Source organism: Candidatus Clostridium eludens, from assembly GCF_045310515.1.
GTDB classification, from domain to species: domain Bacteria; phylum Bacillota; class Clostridia; order Clostridiales; family Clostridiaceae; genus Clostridium_B; species Clostridium_B eludens.
Map to the genome: position 1 here is coordinate 40,549 of NZ_JBJHZX010000027.1, position 23,407 is coordinate 63,955.

Genomic DNA, 23,407 nt, shown 5'->3' on the forward strand with positions numbered 1-23,407 from the left:
TTTGTTATGATGGAGATAAGAAAAGGTACAAATAAATTTTATATAGGATATGAAGAAAAAGAACCTTTGGCTGAAATATTGCTGGATGATTTTAATAAAGATGCAATAACAGTTACCCATACTTATGTGTCAGAAAAATTAAAAGGTCAAGGGGCAGCTAAAAAGTTAGTTAAGAGAGTTGTTGATTTTGCAAGGGAAGAGAATAAAAAGGTTATACCAGTATGTGAATTTGCAAAAAAAGAATTTGCGAAAAATAAGGAATATGAAAATGTATTGGATAATTCCGTGAGCATTTAGATAGCTGACGGGTAGAAAATTTTGTGTAAAGTTAATAAAAATTAGCCTGAACGCACCTGGACTTTATGTAGGTAAAGTCTAGGTGCGTCATTTTTATCCCAGTGGGGTAATTAGCTACAATCCCATTCATTGAGTATTTTTTAAGTTAATAATGCTTATATATTTGAATATTTTTCAAGAAAAATTTGTTTTCACTGAATGTTCCTTTTTCTAAGTCACCTAAAGTATCCTGAAATTGATATATGATAGCATCAATTTCATCTATTTTATTTAATAATTGAGCTTCCAAAATCATTGGTTTTCTGGGGGAACCGTTTTCTTCTGAGCCATGGTGGGAGATAAGCATATGTTTCAAAACTAGTTCATCCTCCATGGCAATATTTAATTCCCGGGCTGCATCGTGGAGCATAATTACTCCTTGTACTATATGACCCAGTAATTTGCCTTCCGTAGAATAATCTTCTACTACGCCGTATGTATTAGAACTTAGTTCATTCAATTTACCTATATCATGGAGTATAATGCCTGAGATGAAAAGTTCCTTATTTATTTCATATTCATATATGTCTGCCAGGGCTAGGCCGCTTTTATACATCCTGTAGATATGATACAAAAGACCTCCTTGTATGGCGTGATGTACAACTTTTGCAGCAGGATAGTATAGAAGTTTGTCTTTATTGTCCTCTAAAAGTTTTACAACCACTTTTTTAAAGTTTTCATTTTTAAAATGAGATACTTCTGTTACAAGTTCATTATATATGTCTATAGGTTTTACAGGAGAAGTTTTTACAAAATCCTCTATACTTACAGTATCATCTTTGGTAGTCAATCTGCATTGTGACACAGTAAGTTGCAAAGCACTCCTGTAAGTTTTAGGAATGGCTCTTATTTTTATAAGGCTGCCAGAGGAAATAGGAGAAATATCTGCAATACTTTTGTCCCACATAATCCCTTTAATGGAATCTTTCCCATCAGTAAAAGTAAATTTAATGTAGGGTGAATTGTTAGAAGTAACGCCCTCTTCTATTTCATTTACCATAAGAAAAATATCATTAGGTTTATTATGAATTAAGTCCTTAATTTTCATTTAATGTACCCTTCTTTCATTTAATTTTATATGATTAAGGATTATAATGATATCAAGTATTATATATATTTAATATTATACCCTAAGTTGAATTTTCTATTTTTTCTATATTAATTATACTATAATATAATAATGTATTTGAACTTATTGTGCATGAATAACATAAATTAAGGAAAGGTAGTACATAAAATGATGTTTGCAATTCAATTGTTAATTAAAACCTGTATAGAAACTGCATATCTCATAGGAATAATAATTTTAGTTGGATTACTTCTGGGAATATTAAGAAATAATTCTATAAAAAATTTCCAGAGGAGCTTTGGGAGTAAGGCGTTAATGGTAACAGGATGTATTGGAGTCCCAATACATGAATTGAGTCATGCTATTTTTGCTTTATTATTTAGACATAAGATAAGTAAAATAAAATTGCTGCAAAAACCAGATGTGAATGGGGTAATGGGGTATGTACAACACAGCTATAGTAAGGGCAGCATTTACCAGCAGATAGGAAATTTTTTCATAGGCATAGCACCTATATTTGGAGGGATCTTTTCAATTGTTATGCTGATGAGAGTTATAATACCACAGGCTTATGAAAAGTTTATTGGTATATTAATAAGAAGTTTGCATACGGCAGTACTTAATAAAAATACAGTAGAGACAATATTGAATTCTTATGCAGGGTTGATAAAAATTATTTTTTCAGTAAAAAATTTTGAAAACATATATTTTTACATATTTTTATTTATAGCTATATGCATATCGTCTCATATCTCACTAAGTTCTGCTGATATAGAGGGAGCTTCTAGAGGATTGTTATCTATATTTTTAATATTGCTTGGATTTAATGCTTTGAATTTATCAAAATATTTCATGTCTTTTAATTTAATAAAGTATAATATCATGATAACAGGATTTTTAGGTATAGCTGTAATACTTTCTGTAATAACATATCTAATAAGCTTAATTTTAGTTAGTATAAGGAGATAATATGGATAAGCATGAAAAGGAAAAAAATGATTTTGTTTTGGACATAGATAAAGATAATGATATAGATAAATATATAGTTGATGGTGGCATAGAAAATTATATAGCTAATAATGATATAGAAAATAAAAAAGGCAATTTGCCAGTAAAATCAGAAGGAAAAAAGAATAAAAAAGGAATAAAAAAGGAATTTTGGGTATACTCGGAGTTATTATGGCAGTACTTATAAAATTTAAGACTGTGCTCATACTTATTTTGACAAAGTTTAAGTTTTTATTAATACTCTTAAAGGTAAGTAAATTTGCTTCAACTTTAATATCCATGTTATTAATGATTTTAGTGTATGCAAAAATTTATGGTTGGGCATTTGGCATTGGTTTTGTAATATTATTGTTGGTTCATGAAATGGGACATTATTTAAGTGCTAAAGTTGTTAAACTAGATGTAACACTTTCTCTGTTCATCCCGTTTGTGGGGGCTTTAATAAATATGAAGGAAAAACCTAAAGATGCAGTAATGGAAGCTGAGGTAGCAATAGGAGGACCTTTAATTGGCAGCCTGGGAGCATTAATTTGTTTTGCATTATATTTTTTACTTAAGGAAAATTTTTTTATGGCTCTGGCTTATACAGGATTTATATTGAACTTGTTTAACCTTATACCTTTGCATCCTCTTGATGGGGGTAGAATTGTATCGGCAATATCTCCTAAGTTATGGTTCATAGGAATACCTATTACTGTAATTGCTCTATTTGAATTTTTTAATCCTATAATTTTACTGCTGCTTATACTTGGAATTTTTCAAGTTGTTGAGCAACATAAAAATCCTAATAAAGCTTATTATGAAGTAGAGCCATCTAAAAGATTAGTATTTGCACTGATGTATTTTGGATTAATTTTATTTCTTGGAATGGGAATAGCATATGTTCATGGTGTTCATCAAAACATGATTGTTAAGTAAATATTTATTATAATAAGTTATAAAAAGCCCCATTCCTATAGATGGGGCAAGTTTTGCCAGAGGTGATTTATATATTTTAAGATACTACTTTTTCTAAATATTTTTCTTTGTGAGTATTACTTGTGAAAAGGTTATATAAATACACAGCTAAAAGTAGGATTATAAATATGTTAGAAAATCTATACATAAAAGCATAACTTTTATGTTGGGCAATAAAGCTTAGAAGAATGGCACCTAATGTATAAGATAAATCCATGGAGGATAAAAAGGTTCCGTTAGCTGCTCCTTTCCGATTGTGTGGAGAACGATTTACTGTCCAGGCCTGCAGGGAAGGTTGTACAGCACCATATCCAAGTCCGTAAAATAGAGAAGATACTATAAGTGATGGGACTGAATTTGCATAGGATAATAATATAAGACCTATAATAAGAGAAATGGAACCTGGAATTATTATTACAGTATGTCCTTTTTTATCGAATACTTTTCCTACCAAAGGTCGTGTTACTAAAATCATTGCAACAAATCCAATAAAATAAATCCATATAGAAGATATGTTCAATTCTCTACCATATAACATTATATAGCTCATAATTCCGCATAATGTAATCACTAGAAGAAAACACAATAAAGAGGGCAGGGCAGCTTTTTTTTCAAAAGAGTCTGTCAGTGAAAAAATTTTCTTTGATTTAGATTCTGGAGCAATTTTTTTAGGTATTTTAACTTGACTGAGAAATATCATGCCAGTGGCTACTAAGGCTATGGATATAAAGGCAATATTTTTAAAACTATATAAATTCATTAGCACTATTGCAACTATGGGGGATAAAGCCATAGATATTATCATGGAAAGTGAATAATAGCCCATGCCTTCACCACGTTTTTCTTTAGGTATAATGTTAGAAAAAATTGCAGCGGTACCTGTAGAAGCAAGACCCCATCCTATTCCTTGTATAATGCGGACAAATATTATTGCATTTACAGGAAGCCAAACATAAGACAGTGTAGTCACACTGAGTATTATAGCACCTAATAAAAGTAAAGGTTTGATTTCAATTTTGTCCATTATACTGCCTGAAATTAGTCTAATGAGTAAGGAAGTTATTGAGAAAGTACTTACCACAAGACTTGCTTCAAAATTACTTCCTCCACAGACCTTGGCATATGCAGGTAAAGTGGGTACAAGCATATAGAAACCTAAATATATAAATAAATTTGAAAATAACATTAGTACATAACTTTTACTCCATAGCTTTATGGATGTTGATTGAACTTTAACTTCCAAAAAAATTCCTCCTTATTATTGTAGATTGATTATATTTTTATTAATTTGCAAGAGAACTTCACTGTATATTTCTAAATTCTCATAGGATATATCCTTAAGTATGTCTTTAAATATTTCCTCCAAAAATGGGGCAACTTTTTTGCAAATATTTAAACCATCTTCTGTTATATGTATTACAAAGGAACGCCTGTCTTCTTTACAGGAATGTCTTTCAATAAATTTTTTCCTTTCCAGTATATCAAGTATTCTAGTTAATGTAGGCTGATCCTTATCTGAAATTTCTGCTAAAAGCTTTTGGTTTATTTTATTTTTTTTTGATAAATTCATGAGTACTGCCCATTGCTCAGTTGTAAGATGAAATTTTTTTAATTTGCTGTTAATATAATGCATTAATTTTTTAGTAGTTTTGTTTGTTAACATTCCAATATCCTGATCATAAGATTGAAACATATTATCTACCTCCATTTGAACCTTATTAATAGTATTCTTAGCGTCTTTAGCATTTAGAATACGTTACCCTTTAGGGAAAGAACTTATCCAGGTGCACAGCACCTCTTATCCTACAACTTTGAGAAAGATGGAGTATTAGCTAATTGCCGTGTTTGAATAAATTTAGTATACAAATAATTTGTATAACAATTAATTATAAACACTTTCTTATGTATATTTCAATAGTTATATTTAAATTACTGCAGGTGTTAATGTTGTAGAAACTAAAACAATTGAATAATATTAGATTATTAATATTTAAGAATGAAAATTATTATCCTCTAATTTTACAGTGAATTTTATCAATTAATTAAAAAATAGGCTAAATTGGAATTAGGTTTATCTATATATTTATGACTTTTGTTTGCAACTATCATATTTTTTAGCAACAATGGAATATTTTATATGGAAGTGCTATAATAATATTAACCCCTAACAAGGATGTAAAAATCCTCCTAAAAAGATATAAACATGTTAGGGGCTTTTTTTTGAGCTTTTACTATAAAAAATCAATTAATTACATTATTATACAGAGGGTTTTATACTTTTTTGTAGAATAATTACCATAATGGATATTAAAGTTATAATTTTTATAGTGAGGTGGCTTATGATTAATATATTGGTATTAGAAGATGACCCAATTCAAAGAAAAATTTTAGTTGAAATAATACAAAAAATAGACAAGCACTTCATTGTTTATGAAGCAGATAACGAAAAAGAGGGACTAGAAATTGCAGATAAAAAAGAAATCTCCTTATTTTATGTAGATATAAGTTTGAAAAATTCCTCGGGATTGGATTTTGCAAAAAAAATCAGGAAGATAAATAAGTATAGATTAACATGGATTGTATTTATAACTACTTATGTAAAACACATGTTAGAAGCATTCAAAGAAATCCATTGTTATGATTATATTATGAAACCTTATGAAAAAGAAAAGGTAAATGAAGTTACATTAACCCTTTTGGCAAATAATAAACCAGCAGATACACAATTAATTGTTGAAAAAAAATATATAGTATTTAATATAAGAGGAATTCTTCTTAAGCTTTGTGTTGATGACATTATTTTTATTGAAGTATATTTGAGAACTTTTATTATACACGCTAAAACTGGAAAATACGAAGCAAAAAATACTTCCTTAAGGAAAATAAAAGAACAGATGAAGTATTTCAATTTTATTCAAGTGCATAAATCCTATATTGTCAACTTAAAATTAGTAAAATTCATTGATAAAACTACATATCCATGGAACATACAATTTGAAAACTATAAAGAACATGTACCTATGGGAAATAAATTCAAAGGTGATGTACTCAAGGAATTTAAAGATAATTCTGGAGGTATAATGTGAACAATTATGAGCTTTTTTTTAGCACTTTTACAGAATTAGTTAGTACTCTTATATTGTTCAATACTTTTAATAAGCAGTGTAAAAATAAGCTTATAAAAAGTTTTGTTATTATTGTATTAACAAGTATAGTTGTAGTGCTCACTAATCCTTTTTCAGCATGGCTAGCAATGTTTATTAATTTTCTTTCACTGTTCTTTATGCTTATGTTCTTTTATAAAAAGAATATAAAAGAATTGTTAATGGAAGTTATCTTTATAATGGTATTTATTATGCTAATAGAATTACTTATGGATAATGCTGTAATCATATTTAATATGTCTGAAATATTCAATAATGAATTCTTTGATTACACTTTAACTAATATAATAATGATACTTTTATGCAGCTGTATTTATTTTTGGATGCCCCATAAAGTGATTCTTAATATGTATAAAAGAATGGATAAACTCTATTTTTTATTAGTAAATCTGATTATCTATAGCATTATAGCAAAGATAATTTGGGAAAATAACAAATATATTATATTACAAAATGCATTTGTTTTTATTATAGTACCAGTTGTATTGTGCGTTTTAAACTTAATATTTATTATTTATAATGAAAATATTATAGAACATAAAAGAGCACTTGAAACCTATAATAAATATAATCCTATAATCTTAAACTTAATAGATGAAATAAGAAGACGACAGCATGATTTTAAAAATCATTTCACAACTATATATGGAATAGTATTAACTTATGATGAAAAAGAGTTAAGATATGAACTGAAAAATTATTTGGAATCCCTGCAGAACTCTCTTTCAGACACTGAAGAATATATATATATGGGCAGCAAAGTTTTTGCTGCAATAATTTATGTAAAAGTTAGAGAAGCAAAACAAAAAAATATTAATTTTTCTTTTAACGTTGAAGATAATACCATAAAATTTCCATTAAGAGGATATGAACTGTCAGAAGTGTTAAATAATTTGATTGACAATGCCTTTCACGCTGTAATGGATATGGAATCAGGTAAGAAAAATGTATATTTAAAAATAGCACAAAATGAGAAGGAAAAGTATATAGAGGTAGTCAATACCAAACCTGAAATGTTTGAAAAAGTTATTCCAAATATTTTTCACAAGGGTTTTACTACTAAAAAAGAAGATGGACATGGATATGGATTATACAATGTAAAAAAGATAGTGCAGAAGTATAAAGGTAAGATTGAAGTTTTAATAGAAGATGAAAATGTGATTTTTAGGATAACGTTTTATTCCATATGAATTTTTATTTAGGGATTATTTGAAATATTTACGGTACTATAATTTGTAAAGAATGTAAATACAAAAAGCATGAAATGGTGTTTTTTAAGCATGAAAAATTATTAAAAGGTAGTAATATGTTTTTCGTGCATGAAATAGGCTGTTTCGTGCTTTTTGTATTGAATATGAAATATATATCCATATAATCTTAAGTATGGCAGTCATCTTATATAGTAATAAAATCATGTAAATTTTTTAGATTGCTAATACTGAATCTGTTAAGTTGATTTATGGCAAATAGGGCATCTAGGATATCCTTTAGAAATTTTAGATGATTTCTCTAAGATAAATTGTCGCTTATAATGCTTACATTGATATTTTTGAAATCTATAGTTGTCTCTACCAAATTTATAAACATCATTTGAAAAACAACGAGGACAAATAATATTTTCAAAAATATTTATAATTATTCATATCAATCACTCCTTTTAAGGAGATATAGTTTATCTTTTACTTATAGTATAACTTCTAAATGAGGCGGTTGTATGACAATATTAACTTAACAAAATCAAAAATATATTAGGGGGTAACAAAATGAAAAGAAATTATTTGCGTTTTTCTGTTGTGTAATGCTATTAACAACTTCTCTTACTTGCTTTTCTCCGAAATCAGTTGCGGCTTCTGCTGCAAACAATCAACAAGTTGGACCAAGCCCAATGATTTCTACTTGGCTTTATCAGTATAACACGCCAATAGTAGGCACTAGGTCACAATACAATACCTATATATCGTCTACTAATAGGAGTTATGTTTTACAAAGTTTTGTTTTATCTATTGGCCTCACTGGTTTAACTAATTATCTAGTAGAGAAAGTTCCTGTTAGTCCCTTAGCAAAAAGCATAGCTACAGCGATTTTTTCAACTATTCAAAACAATAAAGCACTAAACACTCCTACTCTTTATGCAAATGAAACTAGATGGGGTATGGATGGGAGCCCTAATACAAACTACCAAGTTATTCAAAAATGGTATTCTGATTCAGCACATACTAAATATGTTTGTACTACAATCTATTATTGTTCTTTTGTTTAAAAGTACAAGTGTGCTAAGATAGATAAATTTAAACGTGTAAAATACAGATTAAAAGTTGGACCACATTATATCTTTATAAACTTTCATTAATAGTGGTTCAATTTTTCAATTTGTACTGTAATAGTTGCAAGTTGATAGATGAAATTGTAAAATATTCAATAGTATAGTTTAATCTGATAAGGCCTCATAGAAATAATTAAACCTGTTCTATTTGTTATTTCTATGAAATAATAAATTTGTAAGGGGGATAAGCTTGGATAAAGTAAATAAAGATGATCTTATTAAATCGTTAAAAATGTTTTGTACTACATTCATATTCGTTGTATTAATCTATATAATTACAACAAAATTTTTATATGGTAAGGAAAAAATTACTTTAGATAGGGTTTCACTTTGTGCATTTTCTATTTCTCTTGGTTCTAGTGTTGGATACTTTAAAAGGTATAAAAAATATAGTACAAAAATTATGTTTAAAGAAATATCCAATGAGAATATAGTAGTTGAATTACAAGAAATTATGAAAAATATGCACTGGTCTATTCAAAATATAAATAGTAACCATATGGTTTTTAAATCCTCTCCCTTAAGAACATTTTTAACGGAATATTTAATAATGAATATCAATGATAGTACTGTAGAATTAACAGGTCCACAGTACTATGTAGAAAAGATACTTGAAAGATTACAAAAATAAATGAATGATTGAAGTTGCAATATTTAATATTGCTGCTTTTGCTATATTAAGTGGGTTATTGTTAGAATCTTTGAATATTCCAAGGATATTTTCTTGATGTTATTCCTTGTTCTTTTTTATTGAATTCATCTATTAGTTATGACAGGAAAACCATTTAATATGGCATTCATAGTGTTTTTGACTATAGAGCATTGGGTTTTTTATGTTATACAAACCCTTAAGTACAGAAAATAGTTGTTTCATTTTTATTTTATGTTTATATAAATTATTACCTATTGGAGATTCACGAAATGAAGCATTCTTATATCTAAGCTCATCGGTAAATGACTCAACGCTTTTGGCTGTCAATATTTAATGTTATAATCATAACTGAAGTCATCCTCCACTGATATCTCTCTGGTTTTCCACGAAAACATTATATTATAAAGTGGTAACTTGTTCTATTTTATAATTATTGTTATTCAACAAGTTAATAAATAATGGTCAAGGGGAATATTCATGAAATTTATTAATTTATATAATTTAAAAATTTTTATCAAAAAGCTTTATAAGATATTTATAGTAATGTTAGCGTTGTTTATAGTTTCAGCATTTCTAGCCCAATTATTTTTAAATTACCACACTCATTACATTACAAATTCAAAAGAGTTATCATTTGATGTAAAAAATACAGAAACTCCGTTGAAAGATTTTCTAATCATTCTTCTAAATAATTTAAAGGTTAGTGTTGTAGCAGTTATTATTGGATTAATTCCAGTTCTATATTTACCTGCATTGGTACCAATTTATAATGGATTTATAACTGGTGTGCTAATTGCAATACTTGAAATAAACAGCAAAAATGTATTGTTGTTTATATTATTAGGAATTATTCCACATGGAGTATTTGAAATGTTTGCACTATTATATGCTTCTAGTATGGGAATTTATATCACAAAAAATGTTTCTATATTTAGGAAAAATAACAATAAAAAAAATATATCACTTAAAGTAAATATTCCTAAAACACAAAATATTGATTATAATAATATGTCTATAAATATATATTCTTCGGAATCTAATCCTCACAAATATGATTATAATGTGTACTTAAAAGATATTATCCCTGAAATCATACAATCATATGTACTTATTATAATACCTTTATTAGTTGCTGCTGCATTAATAGAGACTTTTATAACACCTGAATTGTTACGTTTGATAAAATAATTTATTATCTTTGTTTTAACTAAGAATTATGTTAAAATAGAAAAACCTTTTTAGTTTTATCTGCAACTTTTTCTTTAGAACGAAAATAAATGTCTGAGAATAGGAAACACATAGTTGCAGATAGAATTCTCAATGAAGCTGCCTATATATGCATGTCACTTAATGTAAAAGGCCGTAAAGATATACTTGGTATATGGATTGGTGAGGCTGAAGGTGCAAAATATTGGCTCTCTGTATGCGATGACCTTAAAAACAGGGAAGTTAAAGACATACTAATAGCATGTATGGATAGACTGAAAAGACTTCCAGTAGCTAGGAGAACCTATCCACTTATTTTAATTTTTCATGAATATCTCAATCATATTATCACATATTTTTAATCCATTTATCTAATTCATCTAAATCATCCTCTGTAATATCATTGAAATTATCAATAGTAATGCTGCAATAAGCTTTTCCAACGTTTCTCATCTTCAAGTTTTACTAAATCTTTTCAAAAAATTTAGTATTAAAGTAGTATGGTAAGTAAATCTATTTAAGTAGACTTTTAGGTGGCTTTGGTTCACCATGAAGAAAAAGGGAACCTGAATAGGTAATAATGTTAGCAAAACTTAATAGCATTAGTGTACATAGAGAAATTATAAAGTTCGTTTTTTTATTTTTCATTAGAATCTCTTCCTTTCCTAAAAATTAATAGTTGAATTGATTGCAAAAATATAGTAAAAATCCCGCATTTAAACATAGTTCTGTCTTCAATAAAAAAAAACAGAACGTAAATCCAGATTATGGTGGATATTACGGAAATAAATTTTAAATGCCGCTTTCTTTTTATACTTATGATAGGCCTATTTTTACTTGGTAGAGGTGAGTATATTATATTTAAAATAATGCTAGCTGCTGAAATTATATAATAATTCATTCTAGACAAGTTTGGAATCCAAAATATAAAAATGCAGGTGCAAAGAAAGAATAATGTAGAAAACAGTATACATTTTATAGAATTTTCAGCGTGAAATCCTCCGGCAAAAATACGTATAGACAATAAAATTAATAAAGAAAATGTAAAATAGTTTATTGTTCCAAGTGAAGCAAAAAGAAAAAATAAAAAAAATAATTTGAAAGTTTCGCCTAAAATAATAATAATTGCATAGTTTATTTTTTCTATATTATCTAAACTTAAATCATATGTATTTTTTTTACATATATATTGAGTTAATAAAGCTGATAATTTAGATATCATGTCAAATTCCTACCGTTTCACATAAATTTCACATAATTCATTCTACTAAATTTTATAAAAAGTGTAAATACAAAAAGCATAAAACAGTGTTTTTTTAGCATGAAAAGTTGTTAATGTTTATTAGTGTATTTTTCATGCTTTGAATAAGATATTTCATGCTTTTGTATTGAATGTTAAATCCTTCTGTGTATAATCTTAAGTGAAACAATCATCTTATGTATAGTTATAAAGCTATACATACAAATTTTCTAGATTGATAAGATTTATACTAGGGGGATAAAAAATGTTAAAAGAAAGGTTAAAAGAAATAGATATTTTAAGAGCCATTGCTTTTATTTTTGTAATAGAACAGCATACTTTAGGGGGAGCTTTTGGCACAACTGCTAAAAATAATTTTAGTTATTACTGTGTAATCAAATTTTTTTATACTATTGCCCAATCAGCTGTTCCAATTTTTCTATGTATTAGTGGAATATCACTTTTTTATGTATATTCAAGGAAGTTTGATTTAAAAAAATACTATAGTAAAAGATTAATATATGTATATGTACCATATGTAATTTGGTCAATAATATATGGGTTATAAAGATAATTTTAACTACATATTTATGCAAATACTAACTGGAGATTCAGAATATCATTTGTGGTATATGGGGATGATATTAAGGCTATTTATATACTTTCCTATAATACTTTGGTTAGCTAAAAAAATACGTAAACAAAATCCATTTTTAAGGGTATTAATTTTTATTGTATTTATGTTGTCCTTTTATAAAATTTTAAAATATAACTATTTAATCACAACTACTGTTATAAATTTTATATTTGATACTCCTACAAGACTACAAAAAAGGCTTATAAATATTACTCCTCTAATTTGGGGTGGTTATTTTATAATTGGAATATATATAGCTTCAAATTATGAAAAATTTAGATACTTAGTATTAAAATTAAAAGTTTTAATACTAACTATATTTTTATCATTATTTACATATGAATATTTATTATCCATTGATATTATCAATAATACAGACATAGATAATAATTTAAAAGTATTAATATCATTATCATATTGCGTTTTTACAATTCTATTTTTATATATTATTTCTGTTACTTTATCTGGTAAAATTAAAATCTACAATGTATTTAATTTTATTAGTAAGTATTCTTACACAGCGTATATGTGCCAAATTATAGTAATGAATTATACTTATAATATTTTAATTTTAAATTTTCATATAAATGATTTTATGATATCGCATTTAATTCTTTGGTTATTGGTATCTTTCCTAGCTCCTCTTTTAATTAAATTAATTAACTATATTCCATATACTGGTTTTATAACTGGAATTAAGATAGAAAGATATACCTCATTGGAACGTGAGCTACAAGAAATATAAAAATATTGTCCAAGTATTGGCGTGAATAAGTGTATTATGTAGTATATGATATTATATGAGGGGAAGTTTTAAATAAATATAGGCAGATTTAAAAATGATAACAGCACATACATATGGCAGTGTTGGGATAAAAAAAAGAAGGAAAAGTTGGATTCCTTCTTTTTTTATTTTTTAGACTTTTGTTCTTTTATAAAAAGAAATCAAAAATTATTATAAGTGGTATTGAAGCTATGAAAAGATATATTTGGGAATGGGATTAGAGTGCAAAGAGTCTGCGATAAAATTCGACAATACATATATTTTTTAACATAATCTTAAATAGAAATAAAAGATCAACAGGTATAATACATAAAATGCTCGGATTGTGAAATCTCAATTTTTTACTACAGTTATATATTAAAAAAGTGCAAATGTAATAGCTTGATATTTTGTAATGTATAAAAGTAATTAAAAATTAAGGGGGTATAATGGTTATGTTAAGAAAATTAAGTTTAAAGGCAAAAATTAGTATGATAATTGGAATGTTATTGATAGTAACATTTACAGGAACTTTTTCTATAGTGCTAATAAGGCTATATAACAGTAGTATATCTCAAGCAGAGACTCTTGCAGGAGAAGCGTCAAGAGCATATGCAGCTGAAATTGAAGGACGTCTTGGAGTTATTGAGACAATAGCTAATACACTGAATGATGCAATAAATAATCAAATGAGGGCTGGACTTAGAGATAGGAATAATATTATTGAGATGGAAAAAGACGAATTGAATATGTATCCTGACATCTATGGAATAACAGCAGCTTTTGAACCTAATGCTTTTGATGGCAAGGATTCTCTTTATGCTGGACAAGAAGAATATGGTGACAATGGATTGTTTATACCTTATGTAACAAGAAGTAATGATTCTTTTCATATAGAACCAGCATATAATTCACAGACAAACATGACTTGGTATAATGAGCCCAAAAAGACTAAACATACATTTGTAACAGAACCCACTGTATATAAAGTAAATGGTAAAGATGTTGCTATGGTATCATTAGTCGTACCTATCCTAGATGAAAGCAAAAATTTTATGGGAGTCATATCTATAGATTATAAGCTTGAAACCTTTCAGAAAATTGTTGAAGAAATAAGACCTATGGGTGGTTTCGTACAATTGCTATCCCAAAATGGCACATATATTGCGAATGGAGCTAATGACAAATTGATTATGACTAATGCAAAAAAGAGCAGTCAAGATTGGGCTAACATTATCAATGAGACATCTAAGGGTAAACAAGTTGAAATGTTTGGAAAATCACTTTCAACAGGTAAAAAGGTTTTGAGATCAGCATATCCGGTAAATATTGATGGAGCTGATATGAGGTGGATAGCTTGCAGTGATATTCCAGTAGAAAATGTTCTTAAAGATTTTTATATCCAGTTAAAACAAATTATATTACTTGCAATTATTGTATTAACTGTTGTGATTATTGCAATAGTATTTATAGTTAACTATATGACTAAAGGGCTTAAATATGCTGAAACGCAGTTGGATTTGTTAGCACAGGGAGACCTTAGTAAAGAAATTGATGTAAAGTATTTTAAATCTGAGGATGAAATTGGGGAAATGATTAGTTCAATGTGGAGGATGCAGGAATCCATTAGAAGTATAATAGAAAAGGTAAGAGAAAACTCTTTTATTGTATCAGATTCAATAAATAATGTTGAAACAAATATTAATGGTTTGAATTTAAAAATTGGAGATATATCTGCTACTACTGAAGAGTTGTCAGCTGGAATGGAAGAAACAGCATCGTTCTCTGAAGAAATGAATGTTGCAGCAATTGATATTAAAAAGGCGGTTGAACGCATTGCATTAAAAGCTGAAAATGGGTCAGAAGCTGCAAAAAAAATTAATATACGAGCAGATAAGCTAAAATCTGCAGCGGTCCAATCTCAGCAAAAGGCTTATAATATAAGTACATCTATAAATAAAAAGCTAAAATTGGCATTAGACAAATCAAATGCTGTAGAGCAAATAGGTTCTTTAACAGAAGGAATATTAGAAGTTACTTCACAAACTAATTTGTTGGCACTAAATGCATCTATTGAAGCAGCAAGAGCAGGGGAGTCAGGAAGAGGATTTGCTGTTGTGGCAGACGAGATCAGAAAACTTGCGGAGCTATCCCAAAATACAGTTATTGAGATTCAGGATGTAGCAAAAACTGTAATGGAAGCAGTGGATAGTCTTAAGGAAAGTTCAAAAGATGTGCTTGAGTTTATTGAAAATCAAGTTGTTCCTGATTATGACAAGCTAGTAAATACAGGTGAACGATACAGCAAAGATGCCTTCGTTGTTCAGGAATTAGTTAATGAGTTTAGTGAAACTTCAGAAGAACTACTTGCATCCATCTATAATATTGTAAAATCTATAGAAGAAGTAGCTGCGGCAGCTAATGAAGGTGCACATGGAACAACAAATATAGCTCAAGGAACAACAAATATAGCTGAGTTAAGCGGCACTGTAATAAGGCAGGCAACCCAATCAAAAGTTAGTGTAGAAAGGCTACTAGAAATGGTCTCTACGTTTAAGGTATAAAAATTTAGTATGAAATGAGTATGTTAATAATAGTAGAACAATGCTAATTTGTTAAATATAGTTATTGGTGGGCTAATCATATCTAATTTTAAGTTAAGTAATATTAATATAACAGACTGTTGACAGATATATTATGTCAGCAGTTTTTGTTTGAAGGATCCAATATTACAATACTGTACAGATCATCTTTAAAATTTAATTAAAATTATTCTAATATTCACATAACATTTATCTCATAATATTAAGCTGAGGTGAATGTTTGTGAGTGTACAAATATATCATAATTTCAACTTCAAAATTTATAAATCTAGGAAAGGGTATATATTACACAACATACACAAGGAATTTTCGGAAGGACATACACACGTAGAAAAATATGATACTTGTATGGTAATGATTAAACTTCTTGAAAGGAGGCAGTTGCCTAAGAGTAAAAGTAAATACTTTATTGAAAGTTTAATAAGAGTTAGTAATGATAAAAAGTATATAAGCAAGATTATTAAACTTATGTAATTTTAATTTATTGGTAAAGTTCGTATTATTTAAAGAAATGCAGATTGCTATTTTGGATTTTGACTTATTAATTAAAATGAAGAAGTGTGTTGAAATTTAAAGAAATAAAATGACTATAGCACTATTCAACTATACTATTTATGGTTCAATGGTGCTATAGTGTAGTTGTCTTGAGGAGATAAAAAAGATAATACTTATAATATATGCTTGTAAATATAAAAACCACCAATTATGAAACTTCAAATCTGCATTGACGCTATCATGTGAAAACTCCATATGGCAAATTTTAAATTTCTGTTTAGCTAAGATAAGATTCATGCTAATTAATCATTCTTACCAAATAGCAGCTTCCCTTAACGAATTTAGCCTCTTTTTTTATTGCTGCTATATATAATCCAACCTCCTTTGGAGTTGAGAAGTTATTTAAATTACCATACACACCTGCAATTGAAAGAGATGTAATTGGGAATATATTTTTATTTCCAAGTCTATCTGTTGCTTCAACATAATTGTTATTTCTATCCTTCTCATTAAAAAAATTTAAAATACCTATGTCAAATTTTTTTATTATTTCTTTGCATAATTTTTCACATTCTTCAATTGAATTTTCTATTATACTAACGAAATCATCTCCTCCTACATGTCCAATAAATCCGTTATAAGGAAAATATGACTTTATTTCAGAATGGATTAATTGAGCTGTATATTTAAGAACTCTGTCACCATTTTCAAAACCATAAGTATCATTGTAAATTTTAAAGTTATCTAAATCAAAATAAAGAATACAGCATGTGCGGTTAGTTTCAAGCATATTCCTTATGTTATTTTGTATAACTGTGTTACCTGGAAGTTCAGTAAGTGGATTAAGTTGTTTTGCGTAGTTACACTCCAGCATAGTAGTGTAATTAAGCAAGGATCTTATAGAAACAATACCATAGTACTTGTTATTATTAGTTGTGATAACATAATCATATATATTTTCTGTTTTTCTAGTCATAGCCATTTTGGAAACTTCGTTAACTGGTGTATAGTAATCTACTATTAAAGGATTATTGTCCATCACTAATGCAACAGGACGCTTTGTAAAGATAGCTACACCATATTGTGTAGCAAGAGCAGAATCCAGAGAGTGTTTCATAATAAGTCCTACTGGTATGTAGTTACTATTTACGATACAGGCTCCTGCAATATCATTAACATCAAAATATTCTTTAATCTCTTTACAATGTGTTGCAGCAATAAAAGTTTTATCTTGTCTGGCAATTTCACCTATATTATTGTAATGATAATTATAGGAAATGTTGTTTTTTAATTTATTACACCTTATGATCAAATTCTTGACGGAGTTTGATATATCTAAAAATGTTGCTGCTGGACGCCCTATAAGGAAGCCTTGTCCGGCAAATACACCTAGACTTATTAATGTTTTCAGCTCTTCTTTGGTTTCTATACCTTCAGCAATAAGTTTCATATTGGTTGTTTCCGAAAGCTTAACAAAACATTCTATTAGAGATTGTTTAAAGGAATCCTCATTGATGTTTCTAATTAAATCCATATCAATTTTTATAAAATGAGGTTTTGTTTCATTAAGCATCTTAAGACCTGAATAACCAGAACCGATATCGTCAATTGCAATTTTATATCCTTGATCTACATAATTCTTGAGGGCTTGCTTAAAGCTTTTATAATCCTCTATACAAGTCTTTTCGGTGATTTCGAATATTATACAGTCAGGTGACGTATTGTGCTGAGCAAGAAATTCCTTTGTAAATCCTTTCTTGAATTTTTCATCTTTAAAGATATGAGGATCTACATTTATAAAGAGATACGTATTCTTTTCAATATTAACAGCCCTTTCAATAGCTTTTGTTCTACATAATTGCTCCAATTCCCAGGTTTTATTATGAACTTGAGCAGCTTTAAATAACTTGTCAGGGTTTTGTAATGGAGAATCCGCGGGTCCTCTACTCAAAGCTTCGTAACCTATAATTTTACCATTTGAAAGCGAAACGATAGGCTGATAGACTGTAGAAATATCTTTGTTTTTAATTATATTTTTCAATTCTTTCACCTCGTTATAATTTGAAATTTTAACTAGTGAAGTTATCATATTATAATCTCCTCATACATGGTCTAAATAAATTATTGTTGTAAGAAGTACGAATATATAGGGTAAGTATGTAAATTTAGCATAGATATTATTCATGTAGGAATGCAAAGGATTTAATTTGCTAAATATAAGTATATTACCAACTTGTTCCATTTTATAGCACAAAGGTAAACTAATGATAATATAATTGTTAAATCAATGTTAATTTGGAATTCAGGCATTAATGTTATTTGACTGGGGCTGTAGCGGGAATAACTATATCCAGTAGAACATAGAAAAAATAATAGGGTTCTAGTATGTTTGGGAAAAATCATTATAGGTATACTAGATCTGTTAGTTTTGTTATTTTATTTAATTTTAATCTATAATAGTGGAAAAGTGATTGAATAGTTTTACAATTCGATGAAATAAAAAACATTTATGATAGAACCATGCTATAGTTGAATTTGCAACAACAAAAACAGCAAGAAACTATACATAAATGTTTTAGAAAACAATCATATCAAATGAATTATCCGTATACAAATTTTTAAAAGAATTAAATTTTAATTTATTAATTATATCCTGCTAAGCATAGTTACTCCAGCTACAGCCCCCCAATCTATTAGAGTAAGGGCTTGGGTTCCAAAGTATGGGTTTAAAAATGGCAGGTATATAGTACCTAGCAGCATAGCTATGGAAGAGGCAGCCGCAATGCTAGTATACCTATTAGGCAGCATTGATTTGTTTCTTCTGCAGTCATAAACATTAGCAAGCTGGGAACATACTAGACTGGAAAAAGCTAAAGTTCTTGCCTTATTTAATCCTGCACCTAAAAGCATGGAGCCTTCAAATATTGCAAAGGTGGTTAAACCTATCCCAATACCCCTTCTAACAATTTGTGATCCTAGTTTTCTATCAATTAATGGTTCATAGCTTTTTACAGGTGGATTATCCATGACTTCTTCACTTGAAGGTTCTGTTGCCAGTGTAGAACCTAGAATACTTTCTGAAATTACATTTATCCATAATATTTGTAGGGATATAAGAGGCAAAATTCCTCCTATAGTGGAAGCTAATGCAATGGCTATTACTTCACCTATGCTGCCTGCCAATAAATATTTCATTGAATTTTTTATATTATTATTTACAGTTCTTCCTTCTTCAATAGCTTTTACTATAGTGCAAAAATCATCATCCACAAGGGTTATAGATGCAACATCTTTTGCCACGTCACTTCCATTGCTCCCCATAGCTATACCTACATTGGCTTCTTTTATGGCTGGTGCATCATTTACTCCGTCACCGGCCATGGCAACTATATATCCAAATCGCTTAAAAGCCTTTACAATTCTATGTTTTTGTTCTGGTGATGTTCTAGCAAAAATTTGTATTTTTTGTATTTTAGAATCTAGTTCTTCGTCAGTCATGCCCTCCAGTTCATTTCCCGATATAACCAATCCGTCAGTTAATAGACCCAGTTCTCTCCCTATAGCAGCTGCAGTATTTTTGTGATCCCCTGTAATCATTACAACTCTGATTCCTGCATTATGGCATTTTTGTATGCACTTTTCAACACCTTCCCTTGGAGGATCTTCCATTCCTACCAGCCCCAGAAAAACAAAATTATTATCAATATCTTCAGAGTACTTATTATCTACTTTTTTGTATGCAAAAGCTAGAACTCTAAGGGCATTTTCACACATTTCATCACATACAGATAATAGCTTTTCTTTATCCGTTGATGTTAACAGTCTTTCAACTCCGTCATCATATATTGTTTTACACTTTTCTATGACACAATCTAAGGAGCCTTTACAATATGCTATTTTTCCATCTGGACTTTTTACCATTACTGTCATAAACCGCCTGCAGCTGTCAAAAGGAATTTCTCTTAGACGTTTATTTGATTCTTTTATTACATGTTCATCCAAGTCCAGCTTATGTGCAGCAGTTATTAGAGACCCTTCTGTTGGATCTCCTTCTATGGTCCATTTATTTTCTTTATTTACTAAAGAAGCATTATTACAAACTACTCCTGCAGTCAACAATTTTTCTAGACTGGCCTTTTTTGTTGGTGAACCTTCAATAAGGTTGATTTCTCCTTTTGGATTATACCCTGAACCAGTTACGTCATACAAGCATTCATCTGCATAAATTCTCTTTACTGTCATTTCATTCATGGTAAGTGTTCCTGTCTTGTCGCAGCAAATTACATTAGTAGAGCCTAGAGTTTCTATTGAATTTAGCTTTCTTACAATTGCATTGTGCTTGCTCATTCTCTGTACTCCAAGAGCCATTGAAACAGTTACAATAGCTGGAAGACTTTCTGGCAAGGCCCCAATAGAGAAGCTTACTGTGGCAGCTAATACTTGAGCTAAACTTCTACCTGCAAGTAAAGATCCAAAACCTATAACAGCGCAGGAAATTAAACATATTTTAGTCAATTTTGCAGTGAAATTTTGTATTTTTAATTGAAGGGGAGTAGCCTCGGATCTTATGTTTTGGAGCATTGCTTGAATTTTACCAATTTCAGTATTCATTCCTGTAGCTACAACAACTGCTTTCCCTCTTCCGCATATTACATCAGTACCCATGAATAGCATATTGTGTCTGTTACCCAGCTCCATATATTTATTACAGATGTCTATGGACTTAACTACAGAGGTGGATTCGCCAGTTAGGGAAGCTTCTATAGTTTTTAAGTCATTACATTCAATTATTCTGGCGTCGGCAGGAATTTTGTCTCCTGATTCCAGTAAGACAATATCTCCAGGTACTAAATGTTTAGCATTTATATAAGTTTCTTCACCATTTCTAAGCACTTTAGCTTTATGTACAAGCATGTCTTTTAAAGAATATAAAGATTTTTCTGCTTTATATTGCTGGGCTGTTCCAATTAGGGTCTCTATAAGTACTATACCAAGTATAGCTATAGCATCAGGTATTTGACCTAAAAAAAACGAAATGGCACTAACCCCCAAAAGTAACTTTGCTGAGAAGTCATTTAAACTTTTTATAAACTTAGATATCAGAGAACTTTTCTTTTTCTCTGATAAAACATTTAGTCCTAGTTCCTTAATCTTTTCCTTTGCGACTTTATTGGTTAAACCGGATTGAAAATTGGTTTTAAGAATATTTTCTATCTGATTTTTATCTACAGCATGCCACATTGTTGAATTGTCAGTTGATGAATTTTTACCAGGAAGGGGGGCTCTGATATCTTCAAAGGCAATAGACTCTGACATTTCTCCATCAATTCTGTTAATTTGAATTACATTGGCATTGTGCTTTATATTTGACTTTCTTATATAAATGGTAATTTGTTTTTCTATATAGCTTTCCGATACTATGTTTTCATCAAATATTATAAGTACTTTGCCTGTTATGGGATTAGCTTTTGCCTCAGCTACTCCTTTAATAGACATAATGAAATTAGTTATGTTTCTTGACATGTTTTCATTTCTGTATACGGATTTAATGGGTATTCTTATCCTTTTATATAAAATTTGGTTATTCGATTTTTTAATATTTGCTCTATTGTTAGTCATATAAAACACTCCTGCATCACCTTTCTTTGAAGTTTATCCGAACGCTACCATTGCTAACACCCCCATCGCACTCTGTGAAAGCGATTCACACAAAATTAAAAATTTTGGTTCTCTGCTTCTCTATCAAAGTGGGGGATAAGCACTGCTACGCGCCTGGATAAGTTCTTCCCCTAAAGGATAACCTATTCTAAGTGCTAAAGACACTAAGAATACTGTTAATAAGGTTCAGATGGAGAAAAGTATTTCTCATAAGCAAACTTCACATGAACCTAAGAATCACTTGATAAAGCATTGTATTGTTATAGCAATAATCCAAGTAGTGTTCCCTAAAATTCTGCCAACTATTCCTTAATATATTTAAAATTTATTTAACATGGATGTTACACTGCCTTTACTTCATTAGCATAAAATAAGACCTGTATGATTATAGTTCCTTTAGTAAATTGGATTATTTATTTTTATCCGATCACTACCACTGCTAACACCCCCATCGCACTCTGTGAAAGCGATTCACACAAAATTAAAAATTTTGGTTCTCTGCTTTTCTATCAAAGTGGGGGATAAGCATTGCTACGTGCCTGGATAAGTTCTTCTAAGATTCAGCTGGAGAAAAGCAGTCCTCATAAGCAAACTCCACCTGAACCTAAGAATCACTTGATGTGAAATGATTAAAATAAAAGGAGATAATTATGATAAATTCATGTACTCATTTTAAATATTATGTAAGTGAATTTGAAGGATCTTGCATTTTATTAATAGAAGAAGAATTAAAAAAAATAATTTCTGGTGAAAAAATATTAGGTAATAATAATCTAGAAAATCAAATAGAGAGACATGGGAAATTGATTTATAGGCAAATAGAAGGATTTTTGATTAATGTAAAGAGTAACTTGAGAAATGGGTTAATTAAAGTACTTATTACACTTATAAACAGCATTGAAAAGTCAGTTTCAATTGCATGATTTAATTACAAAAAGCCTCTGGGAATAGTCAAAGGCTTTTCTATTTAGTAGATATTATCAAAAAAATCAATATTATATTTATTGCATTGTTTTTTTTCTATTATTTTTAGTCCTACTCATTTCCATTCCTCCAAGAACTATATGTGCTAAACCAAAGCCAATTGCTCCAGCAGCAACTAATGGTGCTATTTCCATAGCTGTTAAAGCAGCTCCAGTGGCTGTAACTGCCGTTCCCAGAAAAGTTGGTATTGCTCCTCTACGAACTTTCATATTAAATTCCTCCCTACTAACTATTCTAAATACTATACTATATATAATGCCATTTATTATATTAATCTATGCCTGTAAAATGTTTAGGATAATTCATATATTT

Annotated in this window: 23 protein-coding genes and 1 pseudogene; 15 read left to right on the forward strand and 9 right to left on the reverse strand. The window is 29.0% G+C overall.

Annotated elements, in window-relative coordinates:
- The first annotated feature begins 6 nt into the window (after positions 1-6).
- Positions 7-297 carry a GNAT family N-acetyltransferase gene (locus tag ACJDU8_RS16910; protein WP_406793331.1) on the forward strand — a complete coding sequence of 97 codons (291 nt, stop codon included), beginning with the start codon at positions 7-9 and terminating at the stop codon, positions 295-297.
- Positions 298-442: 145 nt separating this feature from the next.
- Here ACJDU8_RS16910 and ACJDU8_RS16915 read toward each other — a convergent pair whose 3' ends face one another.
- Positions 443-1,384: a 3'-5' exoribonuclease YhaM family protein gene (locus tag ACJDU8_RS16915; protein WP_406793332.1), complete on the reverse strand. Its 942-nt coding sequence runs from the start codon at positions 1,382-1,384 to the stop codon at positions 443-445.
- Between the two features lie 189 nt (positions 1,385-1,573).
- Between ACJDU8_RS16915 and ACJDU8_RS16920 the strand changes: the two genes are divergently transcribed.
- From ACJDU8_RS16920 to ACJDU8_RS16930, 3 genes are read left to right on the forward strand one after another with little or no spacing between them, the layout of a single operon-like run.
- Positions 1,574-2,374 (forward strand): hypothetical protein, encoded by an 801-nt coding sequence (locus ACJDU8_RS16920; protein ID WP_406793333.1) that lies wholly within the window; start codon positions 1,574-1,576, stop codon positions 2,372-2,374.
- 1 nt (position 2,375) lies between these two features.
- A complete protein-coding gene (locus tag ACJDU8_RS16925) occupies positions 2,376-2,600 on the forward strand; it encodes a hypothetical protein (protein ID WP_406793334.1) in 225 nt (74 codons plus the stop codon).
- Complete coding sequence (locus ACJDU8_RS16930; RefSeq protein ID WP_406793335.1) at positions 2,585-3,331, forward strand: site-2 protease family protein; 747 nt, start codon at positions 2,585-2,587, stop codon at positions 3,329-3,331. The genes ACJDU8_RS16925 and ACJDU8_RS16930 overlap by 16 nt, the downstream gene beginning before the upstream one ends.
- A gap of 76 nt (positions 3,332-3,407) precedes the next feature.
- On the opposite strand, the gene ACJDU8_RS16935 is transcribed toward ACJDU8_RS16930, so the two are convergent.
- Both ACJDU8_RS16935 and ACJDU8_RS16940 read right to left on the reverse strand, forming a co-directional pair.
- A complete protein-coding gene (locus ACJDU8_RS16935) occupies positions 3,408-4,556 on the reverse strand; it encodes an MFS transporter (RefSeq protein WP_406793351.1) in 1,149 nt (382 codons plus the stop codon).
- 72 nt (positions 4,557-4,628) lie between these two features.
- Entirely contained in the window at positions 4,629-5,063 is a 435-nt protein-coding gene (locus tag ACJDU8_RS16940) for a MarR family winged helix-turn-helix transcriptional regulator (protein ID WP_406793336.1), read from the reverse strand.
- 646 nt (positions 5,064-5,709) lie between these two features.
- Here ACJDU8_RS16940 and ACJDU8_RS16945 point away from each other — a divergent pair.
- Together ACJDU8_RS16945 and ACJDU8_RS16950 are read left to right on the forward strand one after the other, a co-directional pair.
- Positions 5,710-6,456 (forward strand): LytR/AlgR family response regulator transcription factor, encoded by a 747-nt coding sequence (locus ACJDU8_RS16945; protein ID WP_406793337.1) that lies wholly within the window; start codon positions 5,710-5,712, stop codon positions 6,454-6,456.
- Positions 6,453-7,724 carry a sensor histidine kinase gene (locus tag ACJDU8_RS16950; protein WP_406793338.1) on the forward strand — a complete coding sequence of 424 codons (1,272 nt, stop codon included), beginning with the start codon at positions 6,453-6,455 and terminating at the stop codon, positions 7,722-7,724. The genes ACJDU8_RS16945 and ACJDU8_RS16950 overlap by 4 nt, the downstream gene beginning before the upstream one ends.
- A 257-nt stretch (positions 7,725-7,981) precedes the next feature.
- Here ACJDU8_RS16950 and ACJDU8_RS16955 read toward each other — a convergent pair whose 3' ends face one another.
- Complete coding sequence (locus tag ACJDU8_RS16955; RefSeq protein ID WP_406793352.1) at positions 7,982-8,173, reverse strand: IS1/IS1595 family N-terminal zinc-binding domain-containing protein; 192 nt, start codon at positions 8,171-8,173, stop codon at positions 7,982-7,984.
- A gap of 246 nt (positions 8,174-8,419) precedes the next feature.
- Between ACJDU8_RS16955 and ACJDU8_RS16960 the strand changes: the two genes are divergently transcribed.
- The 4 genes and pseudogenes from ACJDU8_RS16960 to ACJDU8_RS16975 form a co-directional block, all read left to right on the forward strand.
- Positions 8,420-8,794 carry a hypothetical protein gene (locus tag ACJDU8_RS16960; RefSeq protein ID WP_406793339.1) on the forward strand — a complete coding sequence of 125 codons (375 nt, stop codon included), beginning with the start codon at positions 8,420-8,422 and terminating at the stop codon, positions 8,792-8,794.
- Positions 8,795-9,047: 253 nt separating this feature from the next.
- Positions 9,048-9,488, forward strand: coding sequence for a hypothetical protein (locus tag ACJDU8_RS16965; RefSeq protein WP_406793340.1), 441 nt, complete (start codon positions 9,048-9,050; stop codon positions 9,486-9,488).
- A 498-nt stretch (positions 9,489-9,986) separates the two neighbouring features.
- Positions 9,987-10,697: a stage II sporulation protein M gene (locus ACJDU8_RS16970; RefSeq protein WP_406793341.1), complete on the forward strand. Its 711-nt coding sequence runs from the start codon at positions 9,987-9,989 to the stop codon at positions 10,695-10,697.
- A 119-nt stretch (positions 10,698-10,816) separates the two neighbouring features.
- Positions 10,817-11,038, forward strand: a pseudogene (locus ACJDU8_RS16975) (transposase); the annotation flags it as partial.
- A 190-nt stretch (positions 11,039-11,228) separates the two neighbouring features.
- Here the strand turns inward: ACJDU8_RS16975 and ACJDU8_RS16980 are convergent.
- Entirely contained in the window at positions 11,229-11,363 is a 135-nt protein-coding gene (locus ACJDU8_RS16980) for an AgrD family cyclic lactone autoinducer peptide (RefSeq protein WP_406793342.1), read from the reverse strand.
- The gene (locus tag ACJDU8_RS16985) at positions 11,353-11,937 is read right to left on the reverse strand and encodes an accessory gene regulator ArgB-like protein (RefSeq protein ID WP_406793343.1); all 585 of its coding nucleotides are present in this window, start codon (positions 11,935-11,937) and stop codon (positions 11,353-11,355) included. Before ACJDU8_RS16985 ends, ACJDU8_RS16980 begins: the two co-directional genes overlap by 11 nt.
- Before the next feature lie 283 nt (positions 11,938-12,220).
- Here ACJDU8_RS16985 and ACJDU8_RS16990 point away from each other — a divergent pair, with 283 nt between their 5' ends.
- The 4 genes from ACJDU8_RS16990 to ACJDU8_RS17005 all read left to right on the forward strand — a co-directional run bounded on the left by ACJDU8_RS16990 (position 12,221) and on the right by ACJDU8_RS17005 (position 16,432).
- The gene (locus ACJDU8_RS16990) at positions 12,221-12,523 is read left to right on the forward strand and encodes an acyltransferase family protein (RefSeq protein ID WP_406793344.1); all 303 of its coding nucleotides are present in this window, start codon (positions 12,221-12,223) and stop codon (positions 12,521-12,523) included.
- A gap of 22 nt (positions 12,524-12,545) precedes the next feature.
- A complete protein-coding gene (locus tag ACJDU8_RS16995) occupies positions 12,546-13,337 on the forward strand; it encodes an acyltransferase family protein (protein WP_406793353.1) in 792 nt (263 codons plus the stop codon).
- Between the two features lie 473 nt (positions 13,338-13,810).
- Complete coding sequence (locus ACJDU8_RS17000) at positions 13,811-15,919, forward strand: methyl-accepting chemotaxis protein (RefSeq protein ID WP_406793345.1); 2,109 nt, start codon at positions 13,811-13,813, stop codon at positions 15,917-15,919.
- Positions 15,920-16,174: 255 nt separating this feature from the next.
- Positions 16,175-16,432, forward strand: a complete 258-nt coding sequence (locus tag ACJDU8_RS17005; protein WP_406793346.1) for a hypothetical protein — start codon at positions 16,175-16,177, stop codon at positions 16,430-16,432.
- Positions 16,433-16,751: 319 nt separating this feature from the next.
- Here ACJDU8_RS17005 and ACJDU8_RS17010 read toward each other — a convergent pair whose 3' ends face one another.
- Both ACJDU8_RS17010 and ACJDU8_RS17015 read right to left on the reverse strand, forming a co-directional pair.
- Positions 16,752-18,542, reverse strand: a complete 1,791-nt coding sequence (locus ACJDU8_RS17010) for a GGDEF domain-containing protein (protein ID WP_406793347.1) — start codon at positions 18,540-18,542, stop codon at positions 16,752-16,754.
- Positions 18,543-19,099: 557 nt separating this feature from the next.
- Positions 19,100-22,072, reverse strand: coding sequence for a cation-translocating P-type ATPase (locus tag ACJDU8_RS17015; RefSeq protein ID WP_406793348.1), 2,973 nt, complete (start codon positions 22,070-22,072; stop codon positions 19,100-19,102).
- Positions 22,073-22,761: 689 nt separating this feature from the next.
- On the opposite strand from ACJDU8_RS17015, the gene ACJDU8_RS17020 reads away from it, so the two are divergent.
- On the forward strand, positions 22,762-23,034 hold the full coding sequence (locus ACJDU8_RS17020; protein ID WP_406793349.1) for a hypothetical protein: 273 nt from the start codon (positions 22,762-22,764) through the stop codon (positions 23,032-23,034).
- 78 nt (positions 23,035-23,112) lie between these two features.
- On the opposite strand, the gene ACJDU8_RS17025 is transcribed toward ACJDU8_RS17020, so the two are convergent.
- The gene (locus ACJDU8_RS17025; RefSeq protein ID WP_406793350.1) at positions 23,113-23,304 is read right to left on the reverse strand and encodes an asparagine synthase; all 192 of its coding nucleotides are present in this window, start codon (positions 23,302-23,304) and stop codon (positions 23,113-23,115) included.
- Positions 23,305-23,407 lie beyond the last annotated feature (103 nt).